The organism is Pseudomonas paraveronii, assembly GCF_963681955.1.
Classification (GTDB): domain Bacteria; phylum Pseudomonadota; class Gammaproteobacteria; order Pseudomonadales; family Pseudomonadaceae; genus Aquipseudomonas; species Aquipseudomonas paraveronii.
Genome location: NZ_OY817130.1, coordinates 5534106 through 5550657, shown reverse-complemented (window position 1 = coordinate 5550657; position 16552 = coordinate 5534106). Strand labels below are relative to the sequence as shown.

The 16552-nt window shown below is 61.1% G+C and carries 11 protein-coding genes; 4 read left to right on the top strand and 7 right to left on the bottom strand.

What is annotated here, in order from left to right; all coding sequences use genetic code 11:
* Nucleotides 1-156 precede the first annotated feature (156 nt).
* Complete coding sequence (locus U5A08_RS25625) at nucleotides 157-4008, bottom strand: bifunctional diguanylate cyclase/phosphodiesterase (RefSeq protein WP_321849085.1); 3852 nt, start codon at nucleotides 4006-4008, stop codon at nucleotides 157-159.
* 285 nt (nucleotides 4009-4293) lie between these two features.
* Here U5A08_RS25625 and ettA point away from each other — a divergent pair, with 285 nt between their 5' ends.
* Together ettA and gdhA are read left to right on the top strand one after the other, a co-directional pair.
* Nucleotides 4294-5958 carry an energy-dependent translational throttle protein EttA gene (gene ettA, locus U5A08_RS25620; protein WP_247397078.1) on the top strand — a complete coding sequence of 555 codons (1665 nt, stop codon included), beginning with the start codon at nucleotides 4294-4296 and terminating at the stop codon, nucleotides 5956-5958.
* Nucleotides 5959-6261: 303 nt separating this feature from the next.
* On the top strand, nucleotides 6262-7599 hold the full coding sequence (gene gdhA / locus U5A08_RS25615; RefSeq protein WP_253399274.1) for an NADP-specific glutamate dehydrogenase: 1338 nt from the start codon (nucleotides 6262-6264) through the stop codon (nucleotides 7597-7599).
* On the opposite strand, the gene U5A08_RS25610 is transcribed toward gdhA, so the two are convergent.
* From U5A08_RS25610 to U5A08_RS25590, 5 genes are all read right to left on the bottom strand, one after another.
* A complete protein-coding gene (locus tag U5A08_RS25610) occupies nucleotides 7596-8093 on the bottom strand; it encodes a GreA/GreB family elongation factor (RefSeq protein ID WP_253399272.1) in 498 nt (165 codons plus the stop codon). The two genes, gdhA and U5A08_RS25610, sit on opposite strands and share 4 nt — an antisense overlap.
* Before the next feature lie 70 nt (nucleotides 8094-8163).
* Nucleotides 8164-8520, bottom strand: coding sequence for a hypothetical protein (locus U5A08_RS25605; protein WP_253399270.1), 357 nt, complete (start codon nucleotides 8518-8520; stop codon nucleotides 8164-8166).
* A 94-nt stretch (nucleotides 8521-8614) separates the two neighbouring features.
* Nucleotides 8615-8920, bottom strand: coding sequence for a chorismate mutase (locus tag U5A08_RS25600; RefSeq protein WP_321849084.1), 306 nt, complete (start codon nucleotides 8918-8920; stop codon nucleotides 8615-8617).
* Between the two features lie 92 nt (nucleotides 8921-9012).
* Complete coding sequence (locus U5A08_RS25595) at nucleotides 9013-10866, bottom strand: Lnb N-terminal periplasmic domain-containing protein (RefSeq protein WP_321849082.1); 1854 nt, start codon at nucleotides 10864-10866, stop codon at nucleotides 9013-9015.
* Between the two features lie 92 nt (nucleotides 10867-10958).
* The gene (locus U5A08_RS25590) at nucleotides 10959-11447 is read right to left on the bottom strand and encodes a DUF3015 domain-containing protein (protein ID WP_253399264.1); all 489 of its coding nucleotides are present in this window, start codon (nucleotides 11445-11447) and stop codon (nucleotides 10959-10961) included.
* A 267-nt stretch (nucleotides 11448-11714) separates the two neighbouring features.
* Here U5A08_RS25590 and U5A08_RS25585 point away from each other — a divergent pair, with 267 nt between their 5' ends.
* Together U5A08_RS25585 and U5A08_RS25580 are read left to right on the top strand one after the other, a co-directional pair.
* Nucleotides 11715-14153, top strand: coding sequence for a Lon protease family protein (locus tag U5A08_RS25585; RefSeq protein WP_321849081.1), 2439 nt, complete (start codon nucleotides 11715-11717; stop codon nucleotides 14151-14153).
* A gap of 179 nt (nucleotides 14154-14332) precedes the next feature.
* Nucleotides 14333-14650 (top strand): PA4575 family protein, encoded by a 318-nt coding sequence (locus U5A08_RS25580; RefSeq protein WP_253399260.1) that lies wholly within the window; start codon nucleotides 14333-14335, stop codon nucleotides 14648-14650.
* A gap of 6 nt (nucleotides 14651-14656) precedes the next feature.
* On the opposite strand, the gene U5A08_RS25575 is transcribed toward U5A08_RS25580, so the two are convergent.
* Complete coding sequence (locus tag U5A08_RS25575) at nucleotides 14657-16480, bottom strand: hypothetical protein (RefSeq protein WP_321849079.1); 1824 nt, start codon at nucleotides 16478-16480, stop codon at nucleotides 14657-14659.
* Nucleotides 16481-16552 lie beyond the last annotated feature (72 nt).

Below are 16552 nucleotides of genomic sequence, written 5' to 3'. Positions count from 1 at the left end.
CATATGAAAGGACGTCATGTCGCGGACAAGTGGCTTTCATCTGGGAACGGGCGGTGACTGTACCGGCGCCATCGGGGGCAAGCCCCCTCCCACACACACATCAAAATGTGGGAGGGAGCTTGCTCCCGATGAGGCCAGCGGCTTCACCGCAGATCTTCAGTCAAACATGAACAACGCATCATTGCTGAACTGCGCCGCGAACCGATTCGGCGGCATCGGCCGCCCGAACAGATAACCTTGCACCTCATCGCAGCCATGCTCGCGCAGGAAGTCCAGCTGTTCATGGGTCTCCACGCCCTCGGCGATCACCGCCAGGTTGAGGCTGTGGGCCATGGCAATGATCGCTCGGGCGATTTGCGCATCCTGCTCGCCGGACGGTAGGCCGTCGACGAAGGAGCGGTCGATCTTGAGCACGTCGATGGGGAATTGCTTGAGGTAGTTGAGCGACGAATAGCCGGTGCCGAAGTCGTCCACCGCGATGCTCAGGCCGAGGTTTTTCAGGCTGGCGAGGATCTGCAGGGCTTCGTTGACTTCGCGCATCAGGATACTTTCGGTCAGCTCCAGCTCCAGGCACGCCGGCGGCAGGCCGGTGTCCTTGAGGATGGTGGCGATACGCTCACCCAACTGACCGTCGGAGAACTGCCGCGCCGAGATGTTCACCGAGACTTTCGGCACCCGCACTTTGTTCTCGTGCCAGGTCTTGAGCTGACGGCAGGCTTCGCTGATCACCCAGTCGCCCACGTCCACCACCAGGCCCAGCTCTTCGAGCACCGGAATAAAGTCCCCCGGCGGCACCAGGCCACGACGCGGGTGGCGCCAGCGCAGCAGGGCTTCGGCGCCGGTCAGGCGTTTGCCGTCGCCGCTGAATTGCGGCTGGTAATAGAGCACGAATTCGTTCTGGTCCAGGGCATGGCGCAGATCGCTTTCCAGCTCCAGCCGCTCCAGGGCGCTGGCGTTCATGTCGGCCTGGTAGAACTGGAAGTTGTTCTTGCCGCGTTCCTTGGCGTGATACATCGCGGTATCGGCGTTTTTCATCAACTGGCTCAGCTCGTTGCCGTCCTGCGGGCTGAGGGCGATGCCGATACTCGCGGTGACGAAGAACTCGCGGCCTTCCAGCACGAAGGGTTTGACCAGGCTGGCGAGGATTTGCTCGGCCACGTTAATCGCGCGGTTCAGCGCCAGTTCGCGGCTGGTCCGCGGCTGCAGGAGCAGGGTGAACTCGTCGCCGCCCATGCGCGCCACGGTGTCGTCTTCGGCCACGCAGCCGAGCAAGCGGGTGGCCATTTCCTTGAGCATACGGTCGCCGGCGGCGTGGCCCAGGGAGTCGTTGATCGGTTTGAAGCGGTCGAGGTCGAGGAACATCAGTACCACCCACGACTTCTGCCGTTCGGCCGACTGCAGCGCGGTGTGCAGACGGTCCTGGAACAGCGTGCGGTTGGGCAGGTGAGTCAGGGCGTCGTAATAGGCCAGGCGGTGGATGCGCTGTTCGCTGGCCTTGCGCTCGCTGATATCGCTGAAGAAGCAGACATAGCTGGCCAGGTCGCCTTCATCGTCGAACACGGCGGTAATGCCGACCCAGGCCGGGTAATGCTCGCCGTTGCGGCGCTTGAGCCACACTTCGCCTTCCCAGGTGCTGTGCTGATGCAACTGCTTGAGCACGTAGCGCAGGTGGGCTTCCTGTTGCTCGTCGACGGTGAGCATGTTCGGCAACTGGTCGAGCACGTCCGCTACGGCGTAGCCACTGACGCGGCTGAACGCCTCGTTGGCCTGCACGATATAGCCCGCCGGGTCGGTGATCAGGATCGCCGACGTGGAGTGCTCGAATACCGTGGCGGCCATGCGCAGGTCTTTCTCGGCGCGGCGCTGCTGGCTGATATCGCGACCCACGCCGAGGATGCCCTCGAAGGCGCCGTGCTCGTCCCACACCAACACCAGGCGCAACTCGATCGGTACTTTGCGCCCGTCGGCGCGCAGGCAGTCGAACAGGAACAGTTGGGTATGGATGTCATCACGCAACTTGGCCAGCGCCTGCACGTCGCCTAAGGCCCGGCTGACTTGCTCGACCAGGCTGTAGATGCCGGCCAGTTGCTGCGGGTTGGCGATGATCGACTGCCAGCCATTCTTGAACACCCAGTCCACGTCATACCCCAGCACGGCGCTGACCGAGGGGCTGATGTAGTTGAGGGCGAGCCGGCTGTCGGTGGAGCAGATCACGTCGCTGATGCTTTCGGCCAGCATGCGGTAGCGCTGTTCGCTGTCCCGCAGGGATTCGCTGGCTTCGATCTGATCGGTAATGTCCTTGGCCACGCCGATGATACGCGTGACCTGCGCGGTCTTGTCGCCGGCCAGGGCTTGCTCGCGGATATCGAAGCGGCGCCATTGGTTATTGCGGTGGCGAAAGCGTAACTGGCAGTGCAGTTGGGTCGAATAGCCGGCCTGGCGCTGCTGCTGGCGCAAGTCGTGGTAATGCTCGGCGTCTTCGGGGTGCAGCAGGATTTCCCAGAAGTACTCGCCCATTTGCTGCAATTCGGCCTTGTTGTAGCCGAGGGTGTGGCCCAGGTGGTGGTTGCTGAAAATCATCCGTTGGCTGATCACATCCTGCACATACAGGTGATCAGGCACGGTGCGCACCACGTCCGACCAGAAACTCTCGCGCTCCACCAGCGACAGTTCGACCAGCTTGCGGCTGGTGATGTCGCTGATGCTGAGGATCACCGCCTTGAAGTCGTCGCGCTGTTCCGGCAGGCGCATCACCAGCCACAAGTATTGATGGTTGCCGGCTACGTCGTTGAGCTGGATTTCCAGCTCCAAATGGCTCTGTTGGGTCAGCACCGCCTCGAGCACCTGATAGCCGATGGCCGTGGTGTTGCGTGGGCAATCGTCGATCAGGCGTTCCCAGGCTTGCTCGCACGAGCTGACGTTCAACAGGCGCACCGCCACCTGGTTGACCTCGGTGACGCGCAGTTCCCTGAGCAACTGGCGGCGCGCTTCGGGGTTGCTCTGCAGCCACCCGTGCAATTGCTCGCTTGTGCGAATCTTGGCCTTGTCGAAGAACGCGTTGAGCTCCGACAGGTCAAGCACGCACAGGGCCACGCCGGTGCCTTCGAAAATATCCTGATAACGCCGCCGGCCTTCGTTCACCTGGCGCTGACGGCGGCGCATATTCAGCAGCACGATCACCGGGACCAATGAGAAGGCAAGGCCGAGCAGGCACTTGCCGATAAACGCCGGCAGCAGTTGTTCCAGGACCGCGTTACGGTCGAAGAGGCCGCGCAGTTGCCAGTCGCTTTTGCTCAGGGGCGTGACCAGTACGCTTTTATTCAGTTCGTCCGGGGTCAGGGCGGCGGCCCCTTGTGTCGACATGCCGCTGTCACGGCTGACCACGCGGTGGTTCAGGCTATTCTCGATGGCCCACATCGGCCGCTGGCCTTGGCTGTCCTGGCGGGTCAGGCTGGCCAGGTAGTTCGGTGCCAGGCGCAGTGCCCAGTACATTTTCGAATCGCCACTGGGCTGATGCAGCAACAGATAGATGACGGTGCCGTCGTTGTTGTTGCTCAGGTAGTAGGGCTGGGAATGGCTGCGCTTGACCAGTTCCTCGAGCAAGTCGCGGTCCTGGCTGTCTTTGGCCGTGTCGCGGAGCATCGCGCCGCTGGGGGCGAGCAGCGCGAAGCTGCGCAATTCCGGCAGGGAGCGCTGCAAGGTGCGCATCAAGGCCTGTTGCTGTTCGTCATTGCGCGGCGGCTCGACCATCGGCAGCAGATTCAGGGCGATCTGTGCGCTCAGGCCCATGTTCAGGCTGATTTGCTCAGCCAGGTCGGCGCTGTAGTCGATGGTGTACTGCTTCTGATTTTGTTGGCTCTGCTGCAATTGGTCGAGCAATTGCCAGAACAATAACGCGAGCAACATGAGGACAAGCGTCGCCAATGCGCCTTTGAGGGTGCCGTGCAGGGGCGCTCCCGGCGCTATATGAGCGGCGCGCAGGGGAGTGGGCGGCGTGACTTTGGACAAGCTGTGATCCTGCGGTTTGGCTGGACTGGCGCGCGACATGCACTATAAGCCGGACGCCCGAAGGGCGGCTAGCATGCCTTGACTTGTGGCAAAGTGCCAGTCCTGCCTGGCTGGACTGCCCTGGCGCATTCAGGTAGCTTTGCCGGTTACGCGGGGGCGTTCCAGCCCCAGACAATCAGGCTTTTTCCGCTCGCAGGCATTGACCACGGTCAACGGCCCGCGCGGCGCATGGCCTGGCACGGGCTTCGCCCGCTCAATTCATCAGTCACTGACGCTAGGTTCACCATGGCTCAATACGTCTTCACCATGCATCGGCTGGGAAAAGTTGTTCCGCCGAAGCGGGAAATCCTGAAAAACATTTCGCTGTCCTTCTTCCCTGGCGCCAAGATCGGCGTGCTCGGCCTCAACGGTTCGGGTAAATCCACCCTGCTGAAAATCATGGCCGGCGTCGACACCGAGTTCGAAGGCGAAGCGCGCCCGATGCCCGAACTGAACATCGGCTACCTGCCGCAAGAGCCGATCCTGGACCCGACCAAGACTGTGCGTGAAGTGGTCGAGGAAGCCGTCAGCGTGATCAAGAACGCTCAAGCCCGCCTGGACGAGGTCTACGCCGCCTACGCCGAACCAGACGCCGACTTCGACAAGCTGGCTGCCGAGCAGGCCAAGCTCGAAGCGATCCTGCAGGCCGGCGACGGGCACAACCTGGAGCGCCAGTTGGAAGTCGCCGCCGATGCGCTGCGCCTGCCGGCGTGGGACGCCAAGATCGAATTCCTGTCCGGTGGTGAGAAGCGCCGTGTGGCCCTGTGCCGCCTGCTGCTGTCGGCCCCCGACATGCTGCTGCTCGACGAACCGACCAACCACTTGGACGCCGATTCCGTCGCCTGGCTGGAACATTTCCTTCACGATTTCCCGGGCACCGTGGTTGCGATCACGCACGACCGGTACTTCCTGGACAACGTCGCCGGCTGGATTCTCGAACTCGACCGTGGTGCCGGTATCCCTTACGAGGGCAACTACTCCGGTTGGCTCGAAGCCAAGTCCGACCGTCTGGCCGCTGAATCCAAGCAGCAATCGGCCCACGAAAAAGCCATGAAGGAAGAACTGGAGTGGGTGCGCAAAGGCGCCAAGGCCCGCCAGTCCAAATCCAAGGCACGTCTGCAACGCTTTGAAGAAATGCAGTCGCAGGAATTCCAGAAGCGCAGCGAAACCAACGAGATCTACATCCCGGCCGGTCCGCGCCTGGGTGACAAGGTCATCGAATTCAAGAACGTCTCCAAAGGCTACGGCGACCGCGTATTGATCGACAACCTGTCGTTCTCGATGCCAAAAGGTGCAATCGTCGGCGTTATCGGTGGTAACGGCGCGGGTAAATCCACCCTGTTCCGCATGCTGATGGGCAAGGAATCCCCGGACTCCGGCAGCATTGAGATCGGTGAAACCGTACAGCTGGCCTGTGTGGACCAGAGCCGCGAAGACCTCGATGGCAGCAAGACTGTGTTCCAGCAGGTTTCCGACGGCTCCGACCAGATCCGCATCGGCAACTATGAAATCCCGTCGCGCACCTACGTCGGCCGTTTCAACTTCAAGGGCGGCGACCAGCAGAAGTTCGTCAAGGACCTGTCCGGTGGTGAGCGCGGTCGCTTGCACCTGGCCCTGACCCTGAAAGAGGGCGGCAACGTCCTGCTGCTCGACGAACCGTCCAACGACCTCGACGTTGAAACCCTGCGTTCCCTGGAAGAGGCCCTGTTGGACTTCCCGGGCGCCGCCATTGTGATCTCTCACGATCGGTGGTTCCTTGACCGCGTCGCGACCCACATCCTGGCGTATGAAGACGACTCCCAGGCGGTGTTCTTCGAAGGCAACTACACCGAGTACGAAGCGGATCGCAAGAAACGCTTGGGCGAAGCCGCTGCCCAGCCGCACCGTGTACGGCACAAAAAACTGGCCTGATTCGGGTCGGTTTGGAAAAAGCGGAGCCTTCGGGCTCCGTTTTTTTTGCCCATGACTTCCTGACGAATATCGATCAAATGTGGGAGGAGGCTTGCCCCCTCCGATAGCGATTTCTCAGTTGGTGCATGACGCTGTTTTGAAATCCCTTTTTAGGTGCGATAAACGCCTGTTTCTCAGGTTAATTTATATCCAATGCACCATTTAAATTCACAAAAGCGACATTTTGCCCTGTCGCGGTGCGAAATGAATTGATAAAGTCCGGCTCAATCGCCCTTAACGACAATAAATTTGCCGAGACTTTTCATGATCGAATCCGTTGAATCCTTCCTCGCCCGTCTCAAGAAACGCGACCCCGACCAGCCGGAATTCCACCAGGCCGTAGAAGAAGTCCTACGCAGCTTGTGGCCGTTTCTTGAAGCCAACCCCCACTACCTGACCTCGGGCATTCTGGAGCGCATCTGCGAGCCGGAACGTGCGATTACTTTCCGGGTGTCGTGGGTCGATGATCACGGCAAGGTGCAGGTCAATCGCGGTTTCCGGATCCAGATGAACAGCGCCATCGGCCCCTACAAGGGTGGCCTGCGCTTTCACCCGTCGGTCAACCTGGGCGTGCTGAAATTCCTCGCCTTTGAACAGACCTTCAAAAACTCCCTGACCTCGTTGCCCATGGGCGGCGGCAAAGGCGGCGCGGACTTTGACCCCAAGGGCAAGAGCGACGCCGAAGTGATGCGCTTCTGCCAGGCATTCATGAGCGAGTTGTACCGCCATATCGGCGCGGACGTGGACGTACCCGCCGGCGATATCGGGGTGGGCGCCCGCGAGATCGGCTTCCTGTTCGGCCAGTACAAACGCCTGAGCAACCAGTTCACCTCGGTGCTGACCGGCAAGGGCATGACCTACGGCGGCAGCTTGATCCGCCCCGAAGCCACCGGTTTTGGCTGCGTGTACTTCGCTGAAGAAATGCTCAAGCGCGATGGCCTGCGGGTTGAAGGCAAGCGCGTGGCGGTCTCCGGCTCCGGCAACGTGGCGCAATACGCTGCGCGCAAGGTCATGGATTTGGGCGGCAAGGTGATTTCGCTGTCCGACTCCGAAGGCACCCTGTACGCCGAGAGCGGTTTGACCGAGGCGCAATGGTCGGCGCTGCTGGAGTTGAAAAACGTCCAGCGCGGTCGCATCAGCGAGCTGGCGGCGCGTTACGGCCTGGAGTTCCGCGCCGGTAAAACCCCGTGGGAGCTGGCGTGCGATATCGCGCTGCCGTGCGCCACCCAGAACGAACTCGACGCCGACGCTGCCCGCACCCTGTTGCGCAACGGCTGCATCTGCGTGGCCGAAGGCGCCAACATGCCGACCACCCTGGAGGCTGTGGATATCTTTATCGACGCGGGCATTCTGTTCGCCCCGGGCAAGGCGTCCAACGCCGGCGGCGTGGCGGTGAGTGGCCTGGAAATGTCGCAGAACGCCATGCGCCTGCTGTGGACCGCCGGAGAGGTGGACAGCAAACTGCACAACATCATGCAGTCGATCCATCATGCGTGCGTGCATTACGGTGAGGAGAACGGCCGGGTCAACTACGTGAAGGGCGCCAATATCGCGGGCTTCGTCAAAGTCGCCGATGCGATGCTGGCCCAAGGTATCGTCTAGGCCTCGGCCTCGATGCGCAGCACTTCGATCGCCTGATCGCCGACGGGGCGCTGCCACAGCACCTCGTCGCCCACCCGGGCTCCGAGCAGCGCCCGGCCGAGGGGTGAACCCCAGTTGATCAGGCCCGCGCCGGCATCGGCCTGGTCTTCACCGACCAACTGAATGCGCTGCTGCTCGTCCTGCTCATTGGCAAAGGTCACCCAACTGCCGATCTGCACCTGGTCGGTGGAAACGGCGGGCGCCACCACCTGGGCGCTCTGCACCCGCTGGTTGAAGTAACGCAAATCCCGCTCAAGGTCGGCCTGGCGCTGTTTGTCGGCCTGTTCGCCCTTGGCGGATTCGACGCTGTATTCATGCTGCAACTGCGCGACCTTGGCCTGTAGCTGCGCCAACCCGCGCGCGGTGAGGCGATTGGGTTGCTCGCTGACCTGACGCTCGACCGGTGTGTCGGCCTGGGCGGCGGCGCTGTCTTCATTTACAAAAGCTCGGCTCATGACAGGCTCCCTCTATGGCGTTTGGGCCATGTTCGCCGCACTTTAGTTTCGACGAATGTCTGAAAGCGACCTATCGCGAGCGATAAGCCTTGGCCGCGTCGCGGTCCTTCTCCTGCTGCCAGGCGCGCTCGCGGTCGTCCCAATGGCGGTCTTTGTAGTCGCGCAGCTCTTCGCTTTCGCGCATGGCCTTGCACTGGCGAAAGCCATCTTCCCAGCCTTCGGCGTATTCCCGCTCTGTCAGATAACGCGGCACATTCTTGCGAAACTCCCCAGTGATCACCCCCGCCGCCTGGCGACCGCTGCTGCAACCGTCATCGAAGCCATCGGCAAACGCCGGTGGATAACCCTTGGCCAGCAACTCCTGATGGGTCGATTGGCAACCCGACAGCCATACCATCGCACACAGCATTACTGCATACCGCCACATTACTTGCTCCCTGGCCGTTTCACGGCTGATAGGGGAAGTCTAGAAGGGGATTCGTCGGGGGGATGTGAAAGGGGGGTGAGAAAGGTGTTGGGGGCTATGTCGTCTGGTGGCTCGCCAGCGCAGCATGCTCAGCCAATTCCTGCTGGATAAACGCCGCAATCATCGCCCGGTACACCTGTTCGGTGACGTCTGGATTGGCGCCGACCGCCTGGGACAGATCACGCACTTTGCTGATCACTTGTTCGACCCGCTGCGGCGCTTTGACGCCGTCGGTGTCTTTTTTGAAACGCGCCGCCTGGGAAACGTACTGGCCGCGTTCGGCCAGCAGGGTGACGATTTGCTGGTCGAGGCGGTCGATGTTGCTTCGGACTTGTTCAAGCGTGGTGCAGTTAACGGCCATGTTGAGTGAACTCCTGATTGTGCGGGCAATGCTAACAAAATGTGGGTGGGGGCAAGCCCCCTCCCACATTTTTGATCCTGGTTGGGCTTTAGTCAGTAGTGATACCACTTCATCTCAAGCATTACCTCATTCACCGGCGTCGACAAGTGGCTGTACTCGCGCTGGGCGCTCAGGCGCAGGCCGAGGTTGCGCGACAATTCCCACTGCTGGTTCAGGCTGATGCTGCGCCGCACTTCGCCATTGGTGAAGAAGTCCCCCTTGGCTTCCAGGCTCAGGTTGCCCAGCGGGTTTTTCCACAGTACGCCGGTGTTGAAACCGGCAGCGGGGGAGATGGCTTCGCTGAAGTCGTTGTTGTGTTCCACGCGCACGGTGCCGAGGGCGAAGCCGAGCATGTCGTCGCGCAGTTGCCAGGTGCCGCCGGCGCCGCCGTTGACGTGGGCGACCAGGGTTTCGTCGTCGTGTTTGCCCGGCACACGTTCCAGGCCACCAGTGACTTGCCAGGACCAGGGTTGTAGCAGCTCGTTGCGCGGGGTCAGGGAGCGGATGGTGGCCAGGTCCAGTTGCTGCAGTTGCCAGTGGTTGCCTTCGTACTGGCGCAGTTTCATTTGCAGGATCTCGATCTGCGCGCCGAGGGGGAAGCCTTCGGCGTTGTCGTTGAGGTCGTGGTAGGCCATGCGCAGGCCGTATTCACCGAAGGCTTTGTCGCCACGGGTGCCGATGCCGGCTTGCCAGGTGCGCGATTCATGGCCGGTTTCCGGTAGGCCGGGGGGTGTGATCTTCAGATCGGGCGCGGGGTTCTGGTTGATCGCACGCAACAGTTCGAAGCTGCGTTGAGAGCGTTCGGTGTCGCGCTCCAGGCCATTGGCGCGGTAGCGGCCGAGGCGGTAGGCGGCGTCGATGATCAGGGCCTGGCGCTCGCGGGGTAGGGCTTTGAACGCGGGTGCCTGCAATTGTTTCTGGTCGTCGCTGACGTTCAGCACCCATTGCTGCTCGTCGCTGTCCAGCGGCTTGGCGCGTTCCAGCAACTCGCGCTCGCGGGAGGGCCGATAGTCGATTTTTTCGACCAGGCCGGCGTCTTTCACCGCCTTGACCGTGTCAGTCGGAATCGCGGTGAGCGGGAACTGCTCGGTCAGGCGCAGGCCGGGGCGGGCCACTTGCAGCAATTCCAGCAGGCGGTAGGAGCAGTTTTCGTCGAAGAAGAAGTAGTCGAACTGGATCTGCTTGAGTTCCCACACATGCTCGACCATGCGTTCAGTCTCGACCTGGGTCAGGTTCAGGCGGTATTCCCACAGGTCGCGGTTTTCCAGGCTGCGGTATTCCGAGAGTTTTTCCTGGTAGGGCACCAGGGCGAACAGGCCGGGGTAGCCGCCCATCAGGCCTTTCCAGGCGTAGAGGATGCTGTTGTCCGAGCCTTCGATATACGCGCCGAAGTTGATCGCATAGCTGAGCAGCGCGGTGTTGTTGCTCTGCACGTCCGCCTGGTCGATGCGCAGCAAGGTGTGGCCGAACATCGAGGAAGGGCTGTTGAGGTAGGCCGCCGGGAAGATCAGCACTGCGCTATGGGGCGCGACGTCCTTGAACCATTGCTTGAATTCGTTGCAGTCCACTGCGGGCAGGTCGTTCAGGTGCAACTGATCCTTGAGCCAGCGGGTGCGTGCGGGGTAAACGCATTGGGCGTGTTTTTCACCCTGGCTGGCCGGCGCGTAGAGCGCGTCGACGGTGGCCTTGAGCTCCGCATCCGGGTGGTGAGCACCATCGGCTGCGAGGAAGAATTTTTTGTCGCTGACATAGCTGCGCCAGCCACTGATTTTGCCGGCTTCGTAATGGCCCAGGGACAACCAGAACGGATCGTTGGCCAATTGCTGCAAACGTTGATCATCAAGATGCGGCGTCGCGTACAGCGGGGCGCAGGCGAAGAGTGCCATCCAGGCAAGGCGTTTGAGCATAGGGGCAACTTAAGTCGGAAAAAGTGAGACCCAAACGGGGAGGCGGGTCCAAAAGTAAAACCCGCGCCTTGGAGGGCGCGGGCAGGTCGGGCTTAAGCCTGGGTTACGTATTTCGCCAGGCGGGCATCACTTTTCAGTACAGCCAGGGTGTTGTTGTGCACATCGTCAGCGGTCACATCGGCCTTGCTGAATATTTGCTGGAAGTGCTCGTGAGTCACGGCGGCGAAGTGCTCGCGATCTTCAGGTGCAACGCCCAGTACCACGGCGTAGGTGGTCAGCGCTTCGCCATTGCCTTTGGCCATGTCTTCGGACAGCTCGTTCATCATGCCATTCATGGCAATCCACGACTTGCCGCCGTAGGTCAGGGCGCTGTTGGTGCTGCAACCGTTGGTGCCCGAGGTCATGCCGAAAGTGGCGTTGCCCGAGGTGCCGTTGGTGGTGGAAGCCAGGAAGTGCGCCGGAGTACCGCGCTGGCCTTCGAACAGCATGTTGCCCCAACCGCAGTTTGGGCCACCGGGTGATTCAGCCATTGCATTGAGGGAAACGACGGTGAAGAGAGTACCGAGAAGGATCCGTTTCATAGCTTTTTTCTCTTTGTGTGCAAACCAATGGACAAGGGGTCAGGCACTTCATAGCGCCTTAGGGGCCAGTTATTAGTCTAGCCCGCGCAGTTTGGAGTTTAGGCAGGTTCCAGGGGTTCCGTGATTTTTTATAAAACAAACAGAGATGTCGCGTTTTTTTTGTAGGACGCATGCCGTGTCTATGCTTTACCTCAGGCTCGCCTTGCCAGAGCGCGCAACGGAGAGCCAGAATGCCGCCATCTGCCCCGCCTGATGTAAGGAAGCCCGATGCCTGATCCTGTTGCTGCCAGCTTGCGTCTAGCGCCCGACGCGCTGACTCGCCCTTTCTCCGCTGAACAGTTCAGCTTCTCGACCACCAATGATTTGGAGCCCTTTCGCGGTGTGCTTGGCCAGGAACGTGCGGTTGAAGCCTTGCAGTTCGGTGTGGCCATGCCACGCCCCGGTTACAACGTGTTTGTTATGGGCGAGCCGGGCACCGGTCGCTTTTCGTTCGTCAAACGTTACCTGAAGGCCGAAGGCAAGCGCCTACAGACCCCGGCGGACTGGGTCTATGTGAATAATTTCGATGAGCCCCGCGAACCGCGCGCGCTGGAACTGCCTGCGGGCGGTGCTGCGGCGTTCATCGCCGATATCAATGGCTTGGTCGATAACCTGGTGGCGACCTTCCCGGCCGTCTTCGAGCACCCGACGTATCAACAACGCAAAAGCGCCATCGACCGCGCGTTCAACCAGCGTTACGACAAGGCGTTGGACGTGATCGAGCGTCTGGCCCTGGAAAAGGATGTGGCGCTGTACCGCGACAGTTCCAACATCGCGTTTACCCCAATGCTCGACGGCAAGGCGTTGGACGAGGCCGAGTTCTCGCAACTGCCGGAAGTCGATCGCGAGCGCTTCCATACCGATATTTCCGAACTGGAAGAACGCCTCAACGAAGAACTGGCCAGCCTGCCGCAGTGGAAGCGTGAGTCGAACAACCAACTGCGCCATTTCAACGAAGAAACCATCACCCTGGCCCTCCAGCCATTGCTGTCACCGTTGTCGGAAAAGTACGCGGAGAACGCTGCAGTGTGCGGTTACCTGCAAGCCATGCAGGTGTACTTGCTGAAAACCGTGGTCGAGCAATTGGTGGACGACGCCAAGACCGACGCCCAGGCCCGCAAGCTGCTCGAAGAACAGTACTGCCCGAGCCTGGTGGTCGGCCATCCGGTCAACGGCGGCGCCCCGGTGGTGTTTGAACCGCACCCGACCTACGACAACCTGTTCGGCCGGATCGAATACAGCACCGATCAGGGCGCGCTCTACACCACCTATCGTCAGTTGCGTCCGGGCGCCTTGCACCGGGCCAACGGCGGGTTCCTGATCCTCGAAGCCGAGAAGATGCTCAGCGAGCCGTTTGTGTGGGACGCCCTCAAGCGTTCCCTGCAGTCGCGCAAGCTGAAGATGGAGTCGCCGCTGGGCGAACTGGGCCGCCTGGCCACCGTGACGCTCAACCCGCAAATGATCCCGTTGCAGGTCAAGGTGATCATCATCGGTTCGCGCCAGCTGTACTACGCGTTGCAGGACGCCGATCCAGACTTCCAGGAAATGTTCCGGGTGCTGGTGGATTTCGACGAAGACATCCCGATGGTCGACGAAAGCCTGGAGCAGTTCGCGCAGTTGCTGAAAACCCGCACCTCGGAAGAAGGCATGGCGCCGCTGACCTCGGACGCGGTGGCGCGGTTGGCCACCTACAGCGCACGCCTGGCCGAACACCAGGGGCGTTTGTCGGCGCGCATTGGCGACTTGTTCCAACTGGTCAGCGAGGCGGATTTCATTCGCCACCTGGCGGGCGACGAAATGACCGACGCCGGCCACATCGAGCGTGCGCTGAAGGCCAAGGCCACGCGTACCGGGCGGGTGTCGGCGCGGATTCTCGACGACATGCTCGCCGGGGTGATCCTGATCGACACCGCCGGTGCGGCGGTCGGCAAGTGCAACGGGCTGACGGTGCTGGAGGTCGGTGATTCGGCGTTCGGCGTGCCGGCGCGGATTTCCGCCACGGTGTACCCGGGCGGCAGCGGCATCGTCGACATCGAGCGCGAGGTCAACCTCGGCCAGCCGATTCACTCCAAGGGCGTGATGATCCTCACCGGTTACCTGGGCAGCCGTTATGCCCAGGAATTCCCGCTGGCGATTTCTGCGAGTATCGCGTTGGAACAGTCCTACGGTTACGTGGACGGTGACAGCGCATCCCTGGGCGAGGCCTGCACTTTGATTTCGGCCTTGTCGAAAACCCCGCTCAAGCAGTGCTTTGCCATCACCGGGTCGATCAACCAGTTTGGTGAAGTGCAGGCGGTGGGCGGGGTCAACGAGAAGATCGAAGGCTTCTTCCGCCTCTGCGAAGCGCGCGGGTTGACCGGCGAACAAGGCGCGATCATTCCGCAAGCCAACGTCGCCACGCTGATGCTCGATGAGAAGGTGTTGCAGGCCGTGCGCGCCGGGCAATTCCATATCTATGCGGTGCGCCAGGCGGATGAGGCGTTGAGCCTGTTGGTCGGCGAGCCGGCCGGTGAGCCGGACGCGCAAGGGCAATTCCCCGAAGGCACGGTGAATGCGCGCGTGGTAGAGCGTTTGCGTGTGATTGCCGAGATGATCAGCGAGGAAGACTTGAAGGAAGCAGAGAAAGAACTGGCGCAGCAGACGTTGGCTGAAACCAAACCGAGCTGAAGCGCTAACCCGCCACAAAATTGACTCAAGGTTCGGGGCCAACGCCCGTTGGTCCCTATAACCTTGGTTTATCGCAGTTTTCTTCTATTCTGAGCATTAGGGATATCCACAGGAGTCGCAGGATAGAGACAGTCTCGCCGTGCTTGAGGCTGAACACTGATCTACCGAGGGTCGCCGCCATGCCGCGCAACCTTTGCCTCACCCGCCAGTGCCTGGGCTTGGGCACCCGTATCGAATGTTCCGTTCGCCCTCTCGCGGGTGACAACGGGATGTGGACGTTGCTGTTTGCCGCCGGGATGACCGGCGAGCAGCCTTCCACCGTCAAATCCGAAGGTCCGTTTCATGGGCCTTTCGTGGCCGAGACCGTTCTGCAAACGATCGTCGATAACCTGACACAGCACGGCTACGAGCTGGCGGACGAGCCGCAGATCTGGTGCCTGCATGTGCAGGCCCACCTGCGACTGCTCAACAATGGGCAGGAACGCCTGGCCCTGTAGCGCCGATCACTTGCTTTCGGGCTTGTCCAGCTTGACCTCGAAGCCGTACTGCACGGTGCCGAGGTCGGTGCGCTGGTAGCTTTCCAGCAGGGTCGGCCGGCCATAGAAGTAATGCACGTCAAACAACGCCGTGCCGTATTCCTCGGCGCGGTGGCTGACCCCGAGAATTTCCTTGAGGTAGTTGCCGCTGGCGTCCTTGGCATAGAAGCGCCAGCTGTCGGACGGGAACTGCGCCTGGTCGATGATCAGCGCGTTGTCCTTGAGCGACAGGCCCTTGGGCAACTTGGCCACGTCGATCGTGGCTTTGTCGATGGTGGCCAGGAACAGCGGAATCGAGCCCACCACAAACGCCGGGTTCTCCGGGAACAGGTTGAGGTCGTAGGTGAGGGTGCCGCGTGCCGGGTTCAGCTCGAAGGCTTCGCTCGGCAACTCGATGGGTTCGCCGCGCGCGCCTTTTTCATCCGCCGTGAAAAACGTCACCGGTGCTTCGCCGCTGTTGCGTTCGGTGCCTGCCAGTTCGTCGTTGAAGGTAAAGGGGTGGTCAAACACGATATGCGCGGCGCTGGCATCTTCGACGGACTGGCTGATGGTCACGCTGTTTTTCAGCTGGTCCTCGGTCATTGTCGCGTTTTTGAGCCAGTTGGCAGCGCCGTCGTCATACACCGTTACCGCCATCGGCAAGGCTTGTACGGTTTTCTGAAGACTGTTTTTGTCGAAGCGCAACACCGGCAGGTCGAGGTCCTTGCGGGTCACCGTGGCCTTGGAAAAGTCCAGCACGTCGACCTGCAGCGTGTCGATCAGGCCGTTGAAGTAGACCTTGGCGTAATGGCTGTTTTGCTGGTGTTCGAAGGCTTTTTGCTCGTCCGTCAGTTGTTTTTCAAACGTGTCCGACCAGGCTTTCTGCTTTTGCATCTGCGCCAGTTGTTTTTCGTAGAACGCCACCTGCGCGGCATTTTCGTTGATCGAGCCCGAGCGCGTGAGGAACTGCCCGGTACTGTCGCGGGCCTGCACCAGCAAAGGGCTCGGTGATTCGTCGCCGACCTCCGCCGCCAGCGGTTCGTGGTTGGTCAGTTCGATCTCGGCGTAGTTTTTTTCCAGGCTCAGCAGGTTGAGGGTGATAGTGCCTTCGGTGCGCGGGTGGCCCACGTCTTGTTTCGACAAATCGAACGTCAGCACCTTGCCCGGTGCGATGACCTCAACCGTGCCTTTGAGGCTGACGGGCTGCGGCTGGCTCTTGTTTTCCGTCTCGATGCCGTCGATGAACGGGTAGGTCACCGTCAGGTCATCGGGGTTGGTCAGGTTGGAACTGCTGGGGCTCAACTGGATGCCGGGATCGGTTTCCGACCATTCCGGTTGGAAGGGGATGACTTTGTTGTTGCTCAACGTCACCGACTGCCATTCCAGGCCATGGGGGAAGGGGAACTGGTCGGGCGTGTTGAAGTTGAACGGGAACACCGGCTGCAGATCGGTCAGGTAGTCGGAGTGGGAAGTCTTGCGCAGTACGAACAGGCCGTTGATATAGGTGTCGACCAGCGCCTGGGGCGTGGGGTAGTGCTTGAGCAGCGCCAGGCTGTCTTCGCCGTATTCGGCTTCGATGGGCTTGGTGGCGAGCTTGACTCGCGCCCGTTCCAGTAGCAGCAGCGAACCGCCAAGGTCGGCGATGGCGTCACGCAGTTTGGGGTCCTGGATACTGTCGAGCGACTGTTCGAACTGCGTGGTTTTCTCTTCGAGGGTGGTCTGCTTTTTCTCATCGCTGGGAGAGCAGCCGCCGGCCAGCAGCAATGCCGCACACAGGCCGATGCTGGCCCAAGGGGAACGCACATCCATCATCTTGAGTTTTCCTGTCCGACGTCTTTGAGCCGAGTTGATGGGCCCGACACTAGCAGAAAAATTCTCTCACAG